This is a genomic window from Marinomonas sp. (assembly GCF_039940335.1).
Lineage (GTDB): Bacteria > Pseudomonadota > Gammaproteobacteria > Pseudomonadales > Marinomonadaceae > Marinomonas.
This window is the reverse complement of record NZ_JBDVGW010000005.1, coordinates 50,372-66,033: the sequence shown is the minus strand read 5'-3', so window position 1 is coordinate 66,033 and position 15,662 is coordinate 50,372. Positions and strand designations below refer to the sequence as shown.

The window sequence follows — 15,662 nt, the reverse complement described above, 5'->3', positions numbered from 1 at the left end:
CTATGGGCATAGTCTGTCAACAATGATTCATCTAAAACATTCAACTTAACAGTTAGTAAGTTTCACAGTATCGAGTAGGAGTGCATATGGAAACCATCGGACATTGGATTGGCGGTCAGTTATCTTCACAGGCAGCACGCACACAAGATGTGTTCAATCCAGCAACAGGACAGGTGGCAAAACAAGTAGCCATTGCCCCTCGGGCGACGGTTGAAGAGGCTATTGATGTTGCTCAGGCAGCCTACCCAGAATGGCGAAATATGCCTGCGTTGAAGCGAGCGAGAGTTATGTTTCGCTACAAAAGCCTATTGGAAGAGCATGCGGACCGTATTATCGAATTGATTGGTGCTGAGCACGGTAAAATTTGTCACGATGCAGCAGGTGAGCTGCAGCGTGGCATCGAAAATGTTGAATACGCTTGCTGTGCTCCTGAATTGCTTAAAGGTGAGTTTAGTAAAAATGTTGGCCCAAATATCGATTCTTGGAGTGAGTTTCAGCCACTGGGTGTGGTGGCCGGTATAACGCCATTTAACTTCCCTGCTATGGTGCCACTATGGATGTTCCCAATGGCCATCGTCTGCGGCAATACGTTTGTCTTAAAGCCTTCTGAAAGAGACCCAAGTACAGCGTTATTTTTAGCGGAATTGCTGAAAGAAGCGGGTTTGCCAGACGGCGTATTCAACGTGGTAAATGGTGACAAAGAAGCAGTAGATACGCTTCTAGAAAATCCAAAAGTTAAAGCGGTAAGCTTTGTGGGTTCCACCCCGATAGCGGAATACATTTACAGCAAAGCCAGTGCCAATGGTAAGCGTTGTCAGGCACTTGGTGGCGCGAAAAACCACGCTATCGTGATGCCAGATGCAGACATGGATAACGTTGTTAGCCAGCTATTAGGTGCGGCTTTTGGTTCCTCTGGTGAGCGTTGTATGGCGCTTTCTGTTGCCGTAGCGGTTGGCCAAGAAGCGGGCGATGCGCTAATCGAAAAAATGTCTGCCGCGATGCAGCCTCTCAAGGTTGGCGAACATACCGATAAAGATAACGACTTTGGTCCTGTGATTACCAAAGAGCATCAGCAAAAAGTGGTTGGCTTTATTGATAGTGCTGAAGCTCAAGGTGCAACCGTTGTCGTAGATGGCCGTCAACCAAAAGTAGCTGGCTTCGAAGAGGGCTTCTTTGTAGGCGCTACCTTGATCGATGGCGTCACTAAAGACATGGACAGCTACCAGCAAGAAATCTTTGGTCCAGTTCTGCAGGTGATTCGTGCGAATACCATGAATGAGGCCATGCAGCTGATCAATGATCACGAGTACGGCAATGGTACTTGTATCTTTACCCGCGATGGTGAAGCGGCTCGTTATTTCTCTGATCACATTGAAGTGGGCATGGTAGGTATTAACGTACCGCTGCCAGTGCCCGTGGCGTACCACAGCTTTGGTGGCTGGAAACGCTCTTTGTTTGGTGATCTGCATGCTTATGGCCCAGATGCCGTACGCTTTTACACTAAGCGTAAAACCATCACTCAGCGCTGGCCTTCAGCAGACTTGCGTGAAGGCAGTCACTTCTCTTTCCCATCCTAGTCCCAGACGTTTTCTTCCTTGCTGACAGGGGAGGAAGCCATTCGATGGCCGCGGCTAAACATTAGTCGTGGTCATTTTTTTTCCTATTCTCGGCTATGGTATGGCCTAGTGATTTACTCTACTATTTATTCATCAAAGAAGAATTTCCCATTCATTGCTTGAAGTGCTTAGTATGAGCTTTATAGGTCTGTTCAAAATTTCCCTAGTAATGGTTGTGTTGACTCTAGTCGGCTGTCAATCGACGGGCTCTAAACCCAATGATAGCAGCGAGTATGAGGACACGTTGACCATAGGTGTGAGCAATAACACAGCGTTTTTGTCTGGGGTACTAGACAGTAACTTAGTGACGACATTGACGGACTTTATTCGACAAAATCCAAATATTACCGACATAGTGCTGGTGGACATCCCAGGCTCAATTGATCAGCAAGCAACCATGGATGGTGCTAGACTGATTCGTAAATTAGGGCTAAATACTCATATTGCCCACACCGGCTATGTATTATCTGGGGGCGTCGATCTATTTTTAGGAGGGGTGGAACGCACTATTGGTGCAGGAGCAGGGGTTGGTATTCATGCTTGGACGGACGGCAGTGGCGTGAAGGCTTCGGAGTTAAATATGGCAGACCCAATACATGCCACCTATGTGAACTTCTACTTGGAGATGGGTATTCCAGAATCCTTTTATTGGTTCTCGCTAAGTGCCGCCCCAGCGAGTCGTATTTATTTCTTATCACCGGAAGAAGTGTACGACTTTCAAATGGCGACTCAATAACCGTGTTATCACATCGGAGGGGGAAGCATGCAGCAGATTGAGCTATTCAGCATAGAGAACCCCTGTATTAGCGTATGTGAGAACAGTGCTAAGGGATTTTGCAAAGGGTGCTTACGCAGCCGTGAAGAGAGATTTCACTGGTTTTCTTTGAGTAACGAAGACAAGCATCATGTGCTGGATCTTTGTAAACAGCGTAAAGCTCGGCTGTTAAAAGCGCGCCAAGCTAGATTAGAGGCCAATTCTGATAAGGCACTGCCTTATGGTATGGAAGATGAGCCAATTGCCGATTTGTTTTCGACTCTCACCTCCCCGCAGAATTAGCCACCAATAAAGCCTAGCCAAATATTTGTTCCAATGCTTCGGACAATCGATCAACACCTATTACCGTCATGCCTTCGATGGGCTTTTTGGGGCAATTAGCCTTGGGAACCACTGCACGGGTAAAGCCGTGTTTGGCTGCTTCGCTAATACGCTCCTGACCCGAAGGTACAGGGCGAATCTCGCCTGATAGACCCACCTCTCCCAGTACGACCAGATCATGTGGAAGTATTTGATCCCGAAAACTCGATACTACTGCCGCAATAGCCGCAAGGTCGGCGCTGGTTTCTAGAACTTTTACCCCACCTACCACGTTTAGATAAACATCTTGGTCTGAGGTGAGTAAACCGCCGTGTTTGTGTAATACGGCTAACAGCATAGCGAGTCGGTTGTGGTCGAAACCAACGGTGACACGACGGGGGTTACCTAAAGCCGAGTCGTCTACGAGCGCTTGCAGTTCTACTAATAAAGGACGAGTACCTTCCCAAACCACCATTACTAAGCTGCCAGCCGCAGGATGATTGCTGCGATTCAAGAAGATGGAGCTAGGGTTTTTCACTTCTTTTAGGCCATTTTCCAACATAGCGAAGACACCCAGTTCGTTAATAGCACCGAAGCGGTTTTTCATACCTCTAAGGGTACGAAAACGTGAATCTTCCGAGCCCTCTAATAGTACCGAGCAGTCCACCATATGTTCCAAAACTTTTGGTCCTGCAAGAGAACCATCTTTCGTGACATGGCCGACCAGCAGTACCGCTGTCTGGGTTTGTTTTGCAAAGCGCGTTAGCACGGCAGCACTTTCGCGCACTTGGGAAACGCTGCCCGGTGCCGATTCGATGCCATCAAGATGCATTACCTGAATTGAGTCAATGACCATGACTTTTGGTTTCACTTGCTGAGCAATGTTTAAAATCGCTTCAACATTGGTTTCTGAGAGCATTTTTAGGTTTTGTGTCGGCAGCCCTAAGCGCTGAGCACGCATGGCCACTTGCTGTAGGGATTCTTCCCCTGTGACATAAAGAGCACCTTGTTGTTGTGCTAACCAACACATGGTTTGTAATAGTAGGGTACTTTTACCTGCCCCTGGGTGACCGCCAATTAATACCACGCCGCCGGGGACTAGACCACCGCCCAGTACGCGGTCAAATTCACTGGCGCCAGAGCTAAAGCGGGGGACATCACCTAGATCTACATCGGATAAATCTTGTATGCCTGTAGTGGCACCAGCGTAGCCCTGATACCTAGGGTCTTGAGTAGCGGAAACTCGTGCCGAGGTTTTGCTGGAGGTTAAGCGGATCTCGCTAAGGGAGTTCCACGCTTTACACGATTGGCACTGGCCTTGCCATTTGGCGTAGTCCGCGCCACATTCATTGCATACAAAAGCGGTTTTTGCTTTAGCCATTTTGCTCTCTTTAAGTTGTTTCCAGTTTAGGCAGTATAGGTTGTGACGGCGGACCTTTTGCAATCATTAACTTTGCAACGGCTCGCGTCTTTTCATGGCTTAGAATGATACCTTGTCTCGATAGAAAACGAAGTAAAACTTGCAACAAGGCCAGAAAAACAAAACCCCCGCCGAGGCGAGGGTTTTGATGTTATAAGCTAAGTTTGAGCTTATAAAGTAAGGTCGAAGATTTTACTTCTTGAATTCTGGGTAGGCTTCCATACCACATTCAGAGATATCAACACCTTCGTACTCTTCTTCTTCCGTTACACGTACACCCATGATGGCTTTAATGATCAACCAAGTCACAAGGCTGGCAGCGAATACCCATACAAAGATAGTGATTGCACCGGCGATTTGACCAGAGAAAGAAGCACCATCGTTTGTTAGAGGAACTGCTAGAAGACCCCAAAGACCAACAACACCGTGAACAGAGATAGCGCCCACTGGATCATCGATTTTCAGTTTATCAAGAGTCAAGATAGAGATAACAACGATTAGACCACCTACAGCACCGATTAGTGTTGCACCTAGTGCAGTCGGAGTAGAAGGCTCAGCTGTGATTGCAACAAGACCAGCAAGTGCACCGTTCAACAGCATTGTTAAGTCAGCTTTACCAAACAAGATGCGTGCTAGGATAAGTGCTGCAATTGCACCACCTGCTGCCGCAGCGTTAGTGTTTAGGAAAACCATAGCAACAGAGTTCGCGCTAGCGATATCGCCAAGTTTCAATACAGAACCACCGTTAAAGCCGAACCAGCCCATCCAAAGGATGAAAGTACCTAGTGTAGCAAGTGGAAGATTAGCACCAGGAATCGCGCGTACTTCACCGTTAGGACCGTATTTGCCTTTACGAGCGCCTAGTACAAGTACACCAGCAAGGGCAGCAGCTGCACCGGCCATGTGAACGATACCAGAACCTGCGAAGTCAGAGAAACCAAGGTCGCCTAGGTTGAACATACCGAATACATCCGCGCCACCCCAAGTCCAAGAACCTTCTAGTGGGTAGATAACACCAGTCATGACAACTGCGAATGCTAGGAAAGCCCAAAGCTTCATACGCTCAGCAACAGCACCAGATACGATAGACATAGCCGTCGCAACGAATACTACTTGGAAGAAGAAGTCAGAAGCGCCAGAGTAGATAGATCCACCTTCAAAACCGCCTTCACGGCCAGCGTAATCACCTAGTGTAGAGGCAACGTCTACATCTTGAATGCCTGTTAGGAACCAAGTGCCGCCGTACATAATTGAGTAACCACATACTAGGTACATGATGCAGGAAATCGCGAACAAAGCGACGTTTTTAGTCAGGATTTCAGTTGTGTTCTTAGAACGAACAAGACCTGCTTCTAGCATTGCGAAGCCGGCTGCCATCCACATAACCAGTGCGCCACATACTAGGAAGTAGAATGTGTCCATGGCATATTGTAAGTGAAAAATTTGATCTTGCATGTTGTGCCCCCCTAAAGGCTTGTAAGATTCGAGTCGTTATTAAACGGCTTCTACACCTGTTTCGCCGGTACGAATACGAACCGCCTGTTCAAGGTTAACGATAAAGATTTTACCGTCGCCAATTTTGCCTGTGTTTGCGGCACTAGTAATAGCCTCAACCACTTGATCGCTCATGTCGTCTGCAATGGCTAGTTCGATTTTTACTTTAGGTAAGAAATCCACAACGTATTCCGCGCCGCGGTATAGTTCTGTGTGGCCTTTCTGACGTCCGAAACCTTTAACTTCCGTAACGGTAATACCTTGTACACCGATTTCAGAAAGTGCTTCTCGAACATCATCGAGTTTAAATGGCTTGATGATGGCTGTTATAAGTTTCATACCCACTGTCTCCTGTTAAAGTCAGTCTAGTTTTCGTTATGTCTTATGTATTGCAGGTAGAATCCTTTATTCAATATGCGTGCCATATCTTTGAACACTAGGCGTTCTGCGTGTTTGCTATGGGATGAATGAATAAATAGTGCAGTTGTCTTTATTTAGTGCGGCATCTTGGGGTGAATGGGGGATATTGCGCACCCATTTGGAGCGAGACTGTCAGTTTTTTGTAATGTGTAGGTGTAGGTGTCTGATTTTTATTGGTATTTTTTGTCCTTAATTGGCTTTTTTACTGTGCTCTATGGTGGATGGGTTTGTCTCTAGAGGCTTAAGTGAAATGTTTTTTTGCACATTTTTGATGCGCAATAAAATTCTTGTCCAGTCTTAAGGTCCTATTTAGTGCAGTGGAAAATAGTGCAGTGGAAAAGCCTGTGATAGCACATTCCCCGAGACAGCAAGGGGCTAGGCTTTTATACTAACGTGAGAGAGAGTTAGGCAGCTTTAAAATGCTGCCTTTTTAAAAGATTAAATGGAGGCGTTAGGCCAGATGATAGATCAATTTATTAAACAGCTCGGTACGGGCTTAGAGCAAGCGGCTGATACCTTAGGTAAACTGCCTAAAGAAGAGATACAAGCGCAATTACATCAAGTGGCGCAAAACACCTTATCAAAAATGGATTTGGTGACTCGTGAAGAGTTTGAAGTGCAAGCAGCCATGTTGCAAAAATATCGTGAGCGCCTAGTGGCGCTTGAAGCACGCTTGAGTGAATTGGATAAATAAATCCTCTTAGGCTGACTATACTAAGGTCTTTACCTCTCTGATCAAGGAGTGATCATGAGCTTAGCGACCTTATATAGCCGAGCAAGAGTGGGTGTCGTTGCGCCTCTTGTCACAGTAGAAACTCACATTTCAAATGGCCTTCCAGCGCTAAACATAGTGGGTTTGCCTGAAGCCGCGGTACGAGAATCGAAAGATCGCGTGCGCAGTGCCATCATTAATAGCTATTTCGAATTTCCTACCCAGCGTGTCACGATAAATCTTGCTCCAGCGGATCTACCGAAAGAAGGTGGTCGCTACGACCTTGCCATTGCGATTAGTATTTTAGCGGCGTCAGGCCAACTGGGCGATATTAACCTAAGAGCCTTCGAATTTATCGGTGAGTTGGCTTTATCTGGAGATATTCGAGGTGTGTCGGGGTTGCTGCCTTCGGCCATCGCCAGCCATCAATCCAGACGGCAATTAATTTTACCCAGTAGTAACCAAAGAGAAGCCGCACTGGTAGACAGTGACGCACTCCACGCTTCCCACTTGACCCAAGTGACTGCCCATTTGTTAAAGCAAACCAATTTGCCCATGTGCGAGTCTAGCAATGATGTCCTAGTGGGCGAGCTTCATAAAGACATGCAGGACGTAAAAGGCCAATATCAGGCTCGTCGAGCACTAGAAGTCGCGGCGGCGGGTGGCCACAACCTTTTGTTTGTTGGGCCCGCGGGGACAGGCAAGACAATGTTGGCTTCTCGACTGCCCAGCATTATGCCCAAAATGACAGAGCAAGAAGCCTTGGCCGTTGCCTCCGTTCAATCAGTTGCTGGCCGAAAAATGGGCTTCGATTGGCATTGGTCCGAGCGGCCATTTCGATCACCTCATCACTCTTGCTCAGCAGCCGCTTTAGTAGGAGGAGGTTCGATACCTAAGCCGGGGGAAGCGTCTTTGGCTCATTGTGGGGTTTTGTTTTTAGATGAGTTGCCAGAGTTTGACCGTAAAGTTCTGGAAGTACTGCGAGAGCCGCTAGAAAGTGGCGAAGTGCATTTGTCTCGGGCCAGAGGGCAAGTTAGCTACCCGGCCCGTTTTCAGTTGGTCGCAGCAATGAATGCTAGTAATGAAGCTTACAGTGGCGGAATGGAATACTACCAATCCAGTGCCAGCCAAAAATACTTAAAAAAACTCTCTGCTCCATTTTTAGATCGTATCGATTTGCACGTGGAAGTACCCCCACTACCATCAAAAGTGCTGGTAGATGAAAAGGAGGTAGGCGAGAGCAGTGAGTCGATTCGTTCTCGGGTTGAGTTAGCCGTTGCTCGACAAAGAGAGCGGCAGGGTTTTTTGAATGCACAATTAGGCGGCCGACAATTAGAAAGTATCTGTGCGTTAAGTCATGAAGACAAACAATTCATGCAACAGGCGTTAGAATCTTTAAAACTCTCCGCTAGGGCTTACCATCGGGTATTAAAAGTGGCATTAACTTTGGCAGATTTAAATGCCAGTTCAGTATGTCGAGAGCATTTAATGGAATCTTTAAGTTATCGGAAAATGGAGAAAGTACTGTCGTCAGCGAATAATTGACGGATCGTTATGACGTATTTTTAGAATATAAATTTTGTTTGGCTATTAAAGGAAAATCAAAGGAAAAACTCATCTAGTTGCGCTACATTTCAATCAAAATACGTAGTACAGTGCCAATATGGTTGTTTCATAGGAAACACAAATCAAACTTTGTGCAAAGGCAGGCTTTACTTATATGAATACTCTTTTAAATGCCTCACTTAGATTATTCCTCTTCATTTTTACTTTATTTCTTAGTTTTCCTTCATGGTCTGCCGTCGAGAAATGGCAACTGAACTTAGGGCCTTATATTTCTAATATTACGTACACTGAGCCCAATGTGATGAAAGAAAAAGGCAGCTTGAGTGGCTTAGCGGGAAGCATGACCCTTTACAACAGTTTAGCCATGATACGTATTGAGGTGAACTATGCTGACGGCAATATGGATTATAATGGCTCCGGACGAATAGACGGTATTCCCAATACCCTCTGGGAAACTCGTGGTTTACTTGGCCGCAGTGCACCGTTTGGGGACGCTAAGTTACTGACGGTATTTATCGGTTTAGGCTATCGAAACCTAAACGATGATTCTAGTGGACGAATCTCTTCCACGGGGCATCATGGCTATGAAAGAGAGCAACTTTATTACTATGCGCCAATCGGTATTGAACTTAAAAATCGTCTAAGCAGTAGTGATTGGAATGTAAGTGGTCGTGCGGAGTACGATAACTTTTTTTATGGTAAGAATACCTCTTACTTAAGCACTATCCCGGGTTATAGTGATGTGCAGTTAGAGCAGAATTATGGTCACGGTTATCGTTTTTCACTTGAGTTTGAAAAAGCTCTTTCTCCTCAAGGCGGGGCGATCATTGTGAATCCTTTTTATCGTCACTGGAACATTGAAAAATCCCAAATCACCTATAATAGTCGCGGTGGTTGGTATGAGCCGGCCAATACTTCTGATGAATATGGTGTCGCGGTATTTCTGTCTTTTTAACCGGTAACACTCTGCAGCGTTATCCCTTCCTTAACGGCCTTGCGTGGAATTAGCCCATCAGTAATTCACGGATTAGGCTATTTAAGTAATTAACATTTCGTTACAATTCACACCCCATTTTTAAAGTGATCTTCTTTTAGCAGATTTTTACTTTTCGTTGGTGCTATGTATGGCCCTTGGGAATTAATAATAATGAATTATTTCGCGCTTGCTCGTTGTGACAATATGAAACACAACAAGCGCATTTTTGGAGTGTTAATTTATGGTTATTCAGCTATTCCCTTTATGGGCGTTATTACTTTCTGTTGCAGCATTTTTTCAGCCTGATTTATTCGTAGGGCTAAAATCCTATATTGTTCCCCTGCTAACCATCATTATGTTGGCGATGGGGCTGACCTTGAGTCCAAAAGATTTCAAGAAAGTTTTGCATAACCGTAAAGCGGTTGTGGTTGGGGTTTTACTGCAATTCATGGTGATGCCGATTGCTGCGTTTGCCGTGGCGTTAAGCTTTGGTTTTAACACGGAACTAACCGTCGGTATGCTACTTGTCGGTAGTGTAGCGGGTGGTACATCTTCAAATGTTATGTGTTATTTGGCGAAAGGCGATACCGCCTTGTCTATTTCCATGACGGCAATTTCAACCTTGTTGGGTGTGGTACTTACCCCTTTCCTTGTGTCTTTGATGATTGGTCAGAGTGTTGATGTGCCAGTGGCTTCTATGCTGATAAGTTTATTTAAAATTGTCTTATTGCCTGTTGCGGCTGGTGTGTTGATTAACACCTTCTTTGGTAATGTGATTCGTAAGGCTGAGCCTGTGCTACCGTACGTTTCAATGTTCGCCATTGTCTTGATTATTGCAATCGTGGTGGCGTTGAGCTCCTCTAAGCTCGTTGAGGTTGGCTTGATCGTTGTGGCTGCCGTCGTTATACATAATGCGATTGGTTTACTACTTGGCTACTGGGTTACTTACTTGCTTGGTTTTGATGCGCGCGTATGCCGAACTATTGCTTTTGAAGTGGGTCTGCAAAACTCAGGTTTGGCCGCCGCCCTAGCGATTAAGTTCTTTACCCCAATGGCCGCACTACCAGGCAGTATCTTTAGTGTGTGGCACAACATTTCTGGTTCGTTATTGGCCAGTTACTGGAGCCGTAAACCCCTTGCAGCAAAAGACAGCGACACAGAGTAATCAATAAAGCTTATCTGCGCTAAAGTAGATAGGTGTTTAGAAAACTTGTGTAGTCGTTAGGAAGAGCAATGCAGAACTCAGCATTGCTCTTTTTTTTGTGCTTTTGATCGGGAAATTGTGCGGGCCTTGGGTATCTCGGGTACACTTGTCGTCTAATTATTACCTTCTTTTTGATTCGAGTTATTTATGTCTGAGCCGCTATTATCCATCACTCATCGCCTCAAGAGTCTTAACGACCGCCAGCTGGATGCCGTCAAGCAAATTGATGGCCCTTTGTTGGTGTTGGCCGGGGCAGGCTCAGGTAAAACCAGTGTAATTACCACGAAAATCGCCTATCTGATTCAAACCTGTGGCTTTAAGGCCAATAGCATCATTGCCGTAACCTTTACCAACAAAGCTGCTCGCGAAATGAAAGAACGGGTAGTAGGCATGTTGTCGAAATCGGAAAGTCGTGGCTTGAGTATTTCGACCTTTCATAACTTGGGTTTACGCATTTTGCGCAAGGAATATCATCGAGCAGGACTGAAAGAGGGCTTTACCCTATTTGATTCGCAAGACTCTCTCGCCTTGGTGAAAGAGATATTAGACAAAGAATTTAATGAACAAGTCGATGCGGCGAACTTCTGTCAGAACACTATTTCCAATTGGAAGAACGATTTAACCACGCCGAACGAAGCCATGGTGAATGCCGATACGGAAGAGTTCCTGTTGGCCGCTCAGGTGTATAGCCAGTACCAGCGTTATTTACGTGCCTATAATGCAGTGGATTTTGATGACTTAATCCTCTTGCCAGTAAGTCTATTAATGGCCGATGAAGCGCTTCGAGATCGTTGGCAAAATCGCGTGCGTTACTTGCTGGTGGATGAGTGTCAGGATACCAACGCCAGCCAATACGAGTTGATCCGTTTGTTAGCGGGCTTTCGACGCTGCTTTACTTTAGTAGGAGACGATGACCAATCCATCTACGCTTGGCGTGGCGCGCGCCCAGAAAATCTTGAGCGCCTGTCGACCGATTACCCGAATCTAAAAATGGTCAAACTGGAGCAAAACTACCGCTCCACAAAAACCATACTAAAAGCTGCCAACACCCTGATTGCCAATAACCCGCACGTTTATGACAAGGCCCTATGGAGTGATCTAGGTGTCGGTGATCCGATTCGTGTCATGGTGACTCGTAATGAAGATGCCGAATCGGAACGGGTGGCGGCGGAAATTCAATCCCGTCATCTGCGCCATGATATTCCTTACCGTGACTTTGCTATCTTGTATCGAGGTAATCATCAGGCGCGTTTGCTCGAAATTAAACTGCAGGCCTATCGTATTCCTTACAAAATGAATGGCGGCACCTCTTTTTTCTCACGGGCTGAGATCAAAGATCTGATGGGCTATCTGCGATTGCTAGTGAACCCAGCAGACGATAACGCCTTCTTACGTGTCGTCAATTTGCCCCGCCGTGAAATTGGTCCAGCCACGTTAGAAAAAGTGGGTAACCTTGCGACCGAGCGTGGCGTAAGCTTATTTGAAGCAGCAGGCTACAAAGAGCTTGAAGAAACGGTTTCTGGCCGCTCGCTAAAAAGCCTACAAGACTTTGAACGCTGGATGTCTAACCTGCGCCAGCGTTTAGAAGGCGCTTCCCCTGTGCCGGTGATCGAACAAATGATCCACGATATGGATTATTACGGTTGGATTCAGGAGCAAACCGCCTCGGCTAAAGCGGCCGAACGACGCATTGAAAACGTACGATTCCTACTGGAATCTATCCAACGCATGATGGAATCCGCCTGGGAAGAAGATGAAACCGCAGGTCTCGACCAAGCCATCAGCAAGTTGTTATTGATCGACATGCTGGAGCGACAAGAAGAAGAGGAAGATGAAGACAAAGTTCAGCTACTGACACTTCATGCCTCGAAAGGGCTGGAGTATCCCCACGTATTTTTGATCGGCTGTGAAGAAGAGCTGCTACCTCACCGTAACAGCATCGAAAACGACGACATCGAAGAAGAACGACGCCTCGCCTATGTGGGCATTACCCGTGCAAAACGTACCCTTTGCATTACCCTTGCCGCTAAACGCCGCCAGTACGGTGAAGAAATCGACTGCCTACCGAGCCGTTTTCTAGACGAGCTACCGGAAGAAGATTTGGTTTGGGAAGGTCGTGGCGATGAAACCGAAAGCGTTAAAAAAGAGCGTGGTAAAGCCTCGTTATCTGCCTTGAAAGCCATGCTGAATGATTAGTTGAGAAGAAGCGGGGCAAATCTTATTGTTTGTGTTACAAAAATGTACATTACTCTTCAGATCTTGGTAAAATTTGCTGAGGAAACAATAATAAACCACCAGAGAATCGCCCCAATGAAACTATCTAAAGTATTATTCAGTGCCGCAATGGGTTTGTCTGTCTCTCAGCTAGGCTTTGCACAAACACAAATCACTTATAAATCTGCTAAGACCAGCTCATCTTATTATCAGATGGCGGTTGAGATTGCCCAAGCTGTTAAAAAAGACACCAACAGTGAACTGATTCTTACCGTAGAAGAAAGCCAAGGCTCTGTACAAAACGTTATGGAATCGGCTTTTCGTGGGGCGAATTATGTGTTTACCACTCCGCCAGCCTTAGTTGGACTAGCCCAAAGTGGTAAGGCAATGTTTAAAGGCCGTAATAACCCTAAGTTCGACGAAATTCGTGCGCTTTTCCCTATTCCATCGTTAACCATGCATTTTGTTGTATCCGATAAAAGTGGTATTGAGAGCTTTGCTCAAATGGAAGGTAAAGACATTCTACTGGGTAAAGGCTCGTTTGGTGCCAATGAAGGCGCGAAATACATTAAAATGTTTGGTTTAGAGGGTAAGATCAATCTATCTAAAGTTGAGCTTTCTAATGCCGTATCGGCGTTGAAAAACGGCCAAATTGATGGGTTTGTGACGGCAGGCTCCTTCCCTGCGCCCAACGTGATTGAAGCAGCCGCTGGAACAGGGGTGAAAGTCTTGTCTTTGTCGGATGAGCAAGTCGCTCAAACTAAACGTACTAAGTTAGTCATTCCAGCCGGTACTTACACAGGCCAGCAACAAGACATTACGACCACTTCTTTACCTGTTGTCGCCTACACAAGTAGTACCATGGACGAGGCGACGGCTTATGCACTTACCAAAGCCTTTTGGGGGCAAAAGCAGACCATGTCCGATACTTCCCCTTGGTGGAAAGGCGTTTCTACCGACATGTTGAGCAATATAAATGGCAAGATTCACCCAGGTGCTGCGAAATATTATCGTGAAATGGGTGTGACATTGAGCGCTGCACAGCAATAATTTTATTGCCAGTAAGTGTTATGGAATAGAGTCTGACGAGATAACGTCAGACTCTATTCAGATGGTATTTCGATAGTTTCATTTTCCTTCTCACTCTTTTTTAACAGGCGATTTTCCATGCCTAGTAAGTACTTTTGGGCCGCTTTTGGCTTTGTAAGCATTATTTTCCATCTAACGTTAATTTTTTCTGGCTTGGTCCCCAACCTTGTTAGCCGGCCTTTACATATGGCGTTAGCTTTGCCTTGGGCCTTCATCTTTTTGAGCAATACCCCATGGCAGCGTTATACCGGCTATGTGTTTACCCTGTTAGGTTTACTCGCGACGTTTTGGGTGGCATACAATGCTGATGTGCTCGGGGATCAATATGGTTATATCAGCCAAGAGTATCAGCTGTGGATAGCAGCTATCTTACTTTTGTGTGTGTTAGAAATGGCGAGACGTTGTATTGGCTGGCCTTTGCCTATGGTCGCCGCGCTAGCACTGGCCTACGGGTTGTTTGGGCAGCATATACCGGGTGAGTTTGGTCACCCATCCTTACCTATTGGTAGCTTCTTAGGCACCTTAACTATTGCCGAAGGCGGTATTTGGGGGAAATTAACCGGCGTGTCCGTTAGCATTGTCGCCATCTTCGTGATATTCGGCGCCATGCTAAATGCCGGTGAAGCAGGCCAAGGCTTTATGAACCTTGCGGTCACCGCTGCTGGGCGTTTAAAAGGCGGCGCGGCGAAAGTTTCAGTGATCTCCTCCGCTCTGTTTGGCTCTATTTCTGGGTCAGCTTCGGCTAACGTGGCTTCCACCGGCGCCATTACCTTACCAGCCATGACTAAATTGGGGTATCCCAGATCTCTAGCTGGCGCCACCGAAGCCGTTGCTTCTTCAGGCGGGCAAATCATGCCCCCGTTAATGGGCGCGGGCGCGTTTGTGATGGTAGAGCTGACGGGTATTCCTTATCAAAGTATTATGTTTGCCGCGATTTTACCGGCAATTTTGTACTTCTGGGCAGTTTGGGTTGGAATAGACGCTTTTGCACTACGTTACGATCTAAAAGCTGTAAGTAAGGATCAACGACCTAGCGGCCGACAGTTGTTGATTACTTGTAGCTTCTTCATGGTGCCCTTCGCACTCTTATTATGGGGAATGTTTGGACCTGCTTATACACCCCAGTTTGCGGCCAGTATTGCTATTTTTGGTGCGGCGATTTTGCTCTTGTTTAATCCTAAAGGCTTGTCAGGAAAAGCGCAGATACTCAGTCGCATTGAAGATGTAGGCACCAACGCAGGCAAGCAAATTGCCATGATCGCCTCTATTATCCTTTGTGCTTCGATCGTTGTGGGTGTGCTATCCATTACTGGCTTAGGGGTGAAAATTACCTCTCTGATCATTGCAGGCTCTTCCGGAATGCTTTGGTTAGCCATCTTATTAACGGCGGTAGCATGCCTTATACTGGGAATGGAAGTACCGACGACGGCGGCGTATGTGATTTGTATATCCGTTGCTGGGCCTGCTCTGTCACAACTTGGCCTTTCACCATTACAAGCGCACTTGTTTGTATTCTGGTTTGCTTTGTTGTCCACCATTACCCCGCCTGTTTGTGGCAGCGTATTTATTGCCGCAGGTATGGTGAAGGAAAACTGGCTGAAAGTGGCAGGTGTCGCCATGATGCTAGGCGTGGGCTTGTATCTTATTCCGTTGGCTATGGTCAGTAACCCATCCCTATTGGGCTTGGCAGAGAACCCTTTACTCGCGATTCTGGCCGCATTGAAGATAGCGCTTGCACTTTACTTCATCTCGATGGCGCTGATTGCACCGTTAGGCAAGATAAAGCGAGTGGTGTATTTGATGCTTGGCTTAGCCTTGATCTTTGCCTTTTCAATTTAAGGCTGACTTCTAGAACCCATGATGATCTGAATAGAGA

At 46.3% G+C, this 15,662-nt stretch carries 13 protein-coding genes; 10 read left to right on the top strand and 3 right to left on the bottom strand.

From position 1 onward, the window contains the following. Positions 1-86: 86 nt before the first annotated feature. The 3 genes from ABJF92_RS02320 to ABJF92_RS02310 all read left to right on the top strand — a co-directional run bounded on the left by ABJF92_RS02320 (position 87) and on the right by ABJF92_RS02310 (position 2,673). On the top strand, positions 87-1,577 hold the full coding sequence (locus tag ABJF92_RS02320; RefSeq protein WP_446814237.1) for a CoA-acylating methylmalonate-semialdehyde dehydrogenase: 1,491 nt from the start codon (positions 87-89) through the stop codon (positions 1,575-1,577). Positions 1,578-1,749: 172 nt separating this feature from the next. Continuing rightward, positions 1,750-2,352, top strand: a complete 603-nt coding sequence (locus ABJF92_RS02315) for an alpha/beta hydrolase (RefSeq protein ID WP_446814236.1) — start codon at positions 1,750-1,752, stop codon at positions 2,350-2,352. A 27-nt stretch (positions 2,353-2,379) separates the two neighbouring features. Beyond that, positions 2,380-2,673, top strand: coding sequence for a DUF1289 domain-containing protein (locus ABJF92_RS02310; protein WP_446814235.1), 294 nt, complete (start codon positions 2,380-2,382; stop codon positions 2,671-2,673). 13 nt (positions 2,674-2,686) lie between these two features. Here ABJF92_RS02310 and radA read toward each other — a convergent pair whose 3' ends face one another. The 3 genes from radA to glnK all read right to left on the bottom strand — a co-directional run bounded on the left by radA (position 2,687) and on the right by glnK (position 5,944). Then, positions 2,687-4,072 carry a DNA repair protein RadA gene (gene radA / locus ABJF92_RS02305; protein WP_446814234.1) on the bottom strand — a complete coding sequence of 462 codons (1,386 nt, stop codon included), beginning with the start codon at positions 4,070-4,072 and terminating at the stop codon, positions 2,687-2,689. Positions 4,073-4,303: 231 nt separating this feature from the next. Further along, positions 4,304-5,566, bottom strand: coding sequence for an ammonium transporter (locus ABJF92_RS02300; RefSeq protein ID WP_446814233.1), 1,263 nt, complete (start codon positions 5,564-5,566; stop codon positions 4,304-4,306). 39 nt (positions 5,567-5,605) lie between these two features. Then, positions 5,606-5,944 (bottom strand): P-II family nitrogen regulator, encoded by a 339-nt coding sequence (gene glnK, locus ABJF92_RS02295; protein ID WP_445976765.1) that lies wholly within the window; start codon positions 5,942-5,944, stop codon positions 5,606-5,608. Between the two features lie 541 nt (positions 5,945-6,485). Here glnK and ABJF92_RS02290 point away from each other — a divergent pair. The 7 genes from ABJF92_RS02290 (at position 6,486) to ABJF92_RS02260 (ending at position 15,625) form a co-directional block, all read left to right on the top strand. Continuing rightward, complete coding sequence (locus ABJF92_RS02290) at positions 6,486-6,719, top strand: accessory factor UbiK family protein (RefSeq protein WP_446814232.1); 234 nt, start codon at positions 6,486-6,488, stop codon at positions 6,717-6,719. A 54-nt stretch (positions 6,720-6,773) separates the two neighbouring features. Continuing rightward, positions 6,774-8,282 carry a YifB family Mg chelatase-like AAA ATPase gene (locus ABJF92_RS02285; RefSeq protein ID WP_446814231.1) on the top strand — a complete coding sequence of 503 codons (1,509 nt, stop codon included), beginning with the start codon at positions 6,774-6,776 and terminating at the stop codon, positions 8,280-8,282. Positions 8,283-8,601: 319 nt separating this feature from the next. Continuing rightward, a complete protein-coding gene (locus ABJF92_RS02280; RefSeq protein ID WP_446814230.1) occupies positions 8,602-9,258 on the top strand; it encodes a hypothetical protein in 657 nt (218 codons plus the stop codon). A 262-nt stretch (positions 9,259-9,520) separates the two neighbouring features. Then, positions 9,521-10,444, top strand: a complete 924-nt coding sequence (locus tag ABJF92_RS02275) for a bile acid:sodium symporter family protein (RefSeq protein ID WP_446814229.1) — start codon at positions 9,521-9,523, stop codon at positions 10,442-10,444. Between the two features lie 186 nt (positions 10,445-10,630). After that, positions 10,631-12,679 (top strand): DNA helicase Rep, encoded by a 2,049-nt coding sequence (rep, locus tag ABJF92_RS02270; RefSeq protein WP_446814228.1) that lies wholly within the window; start codon positions 10,631-10,633, stop codon positions 12,677-12,679. 114 nt (positions 12,680-12,793) lie between these two features. Further along, a complete protein-coding gene (locus tag ABJF92_RS02265) occupies positions 12,794-13,747 on the top strand; it encodes a TAXI family TRAP transporter solute-binding subunit (protein WP_446814227.1) in 954 nt (317 codons plus the stop codon). Positions 13,748-13,864: 117 nt separating this feature from the next. Then, entirely contained in the window at positions 13,865-15,625 is a 1,761-nt protein-coding gene (locus tag ABJF92_RS02260; protein WP_446814226.1) for a TRAP transporter permease, read from the top strand. Positions 15,626-15,662 lie beyond the last annotated feature (37 nt).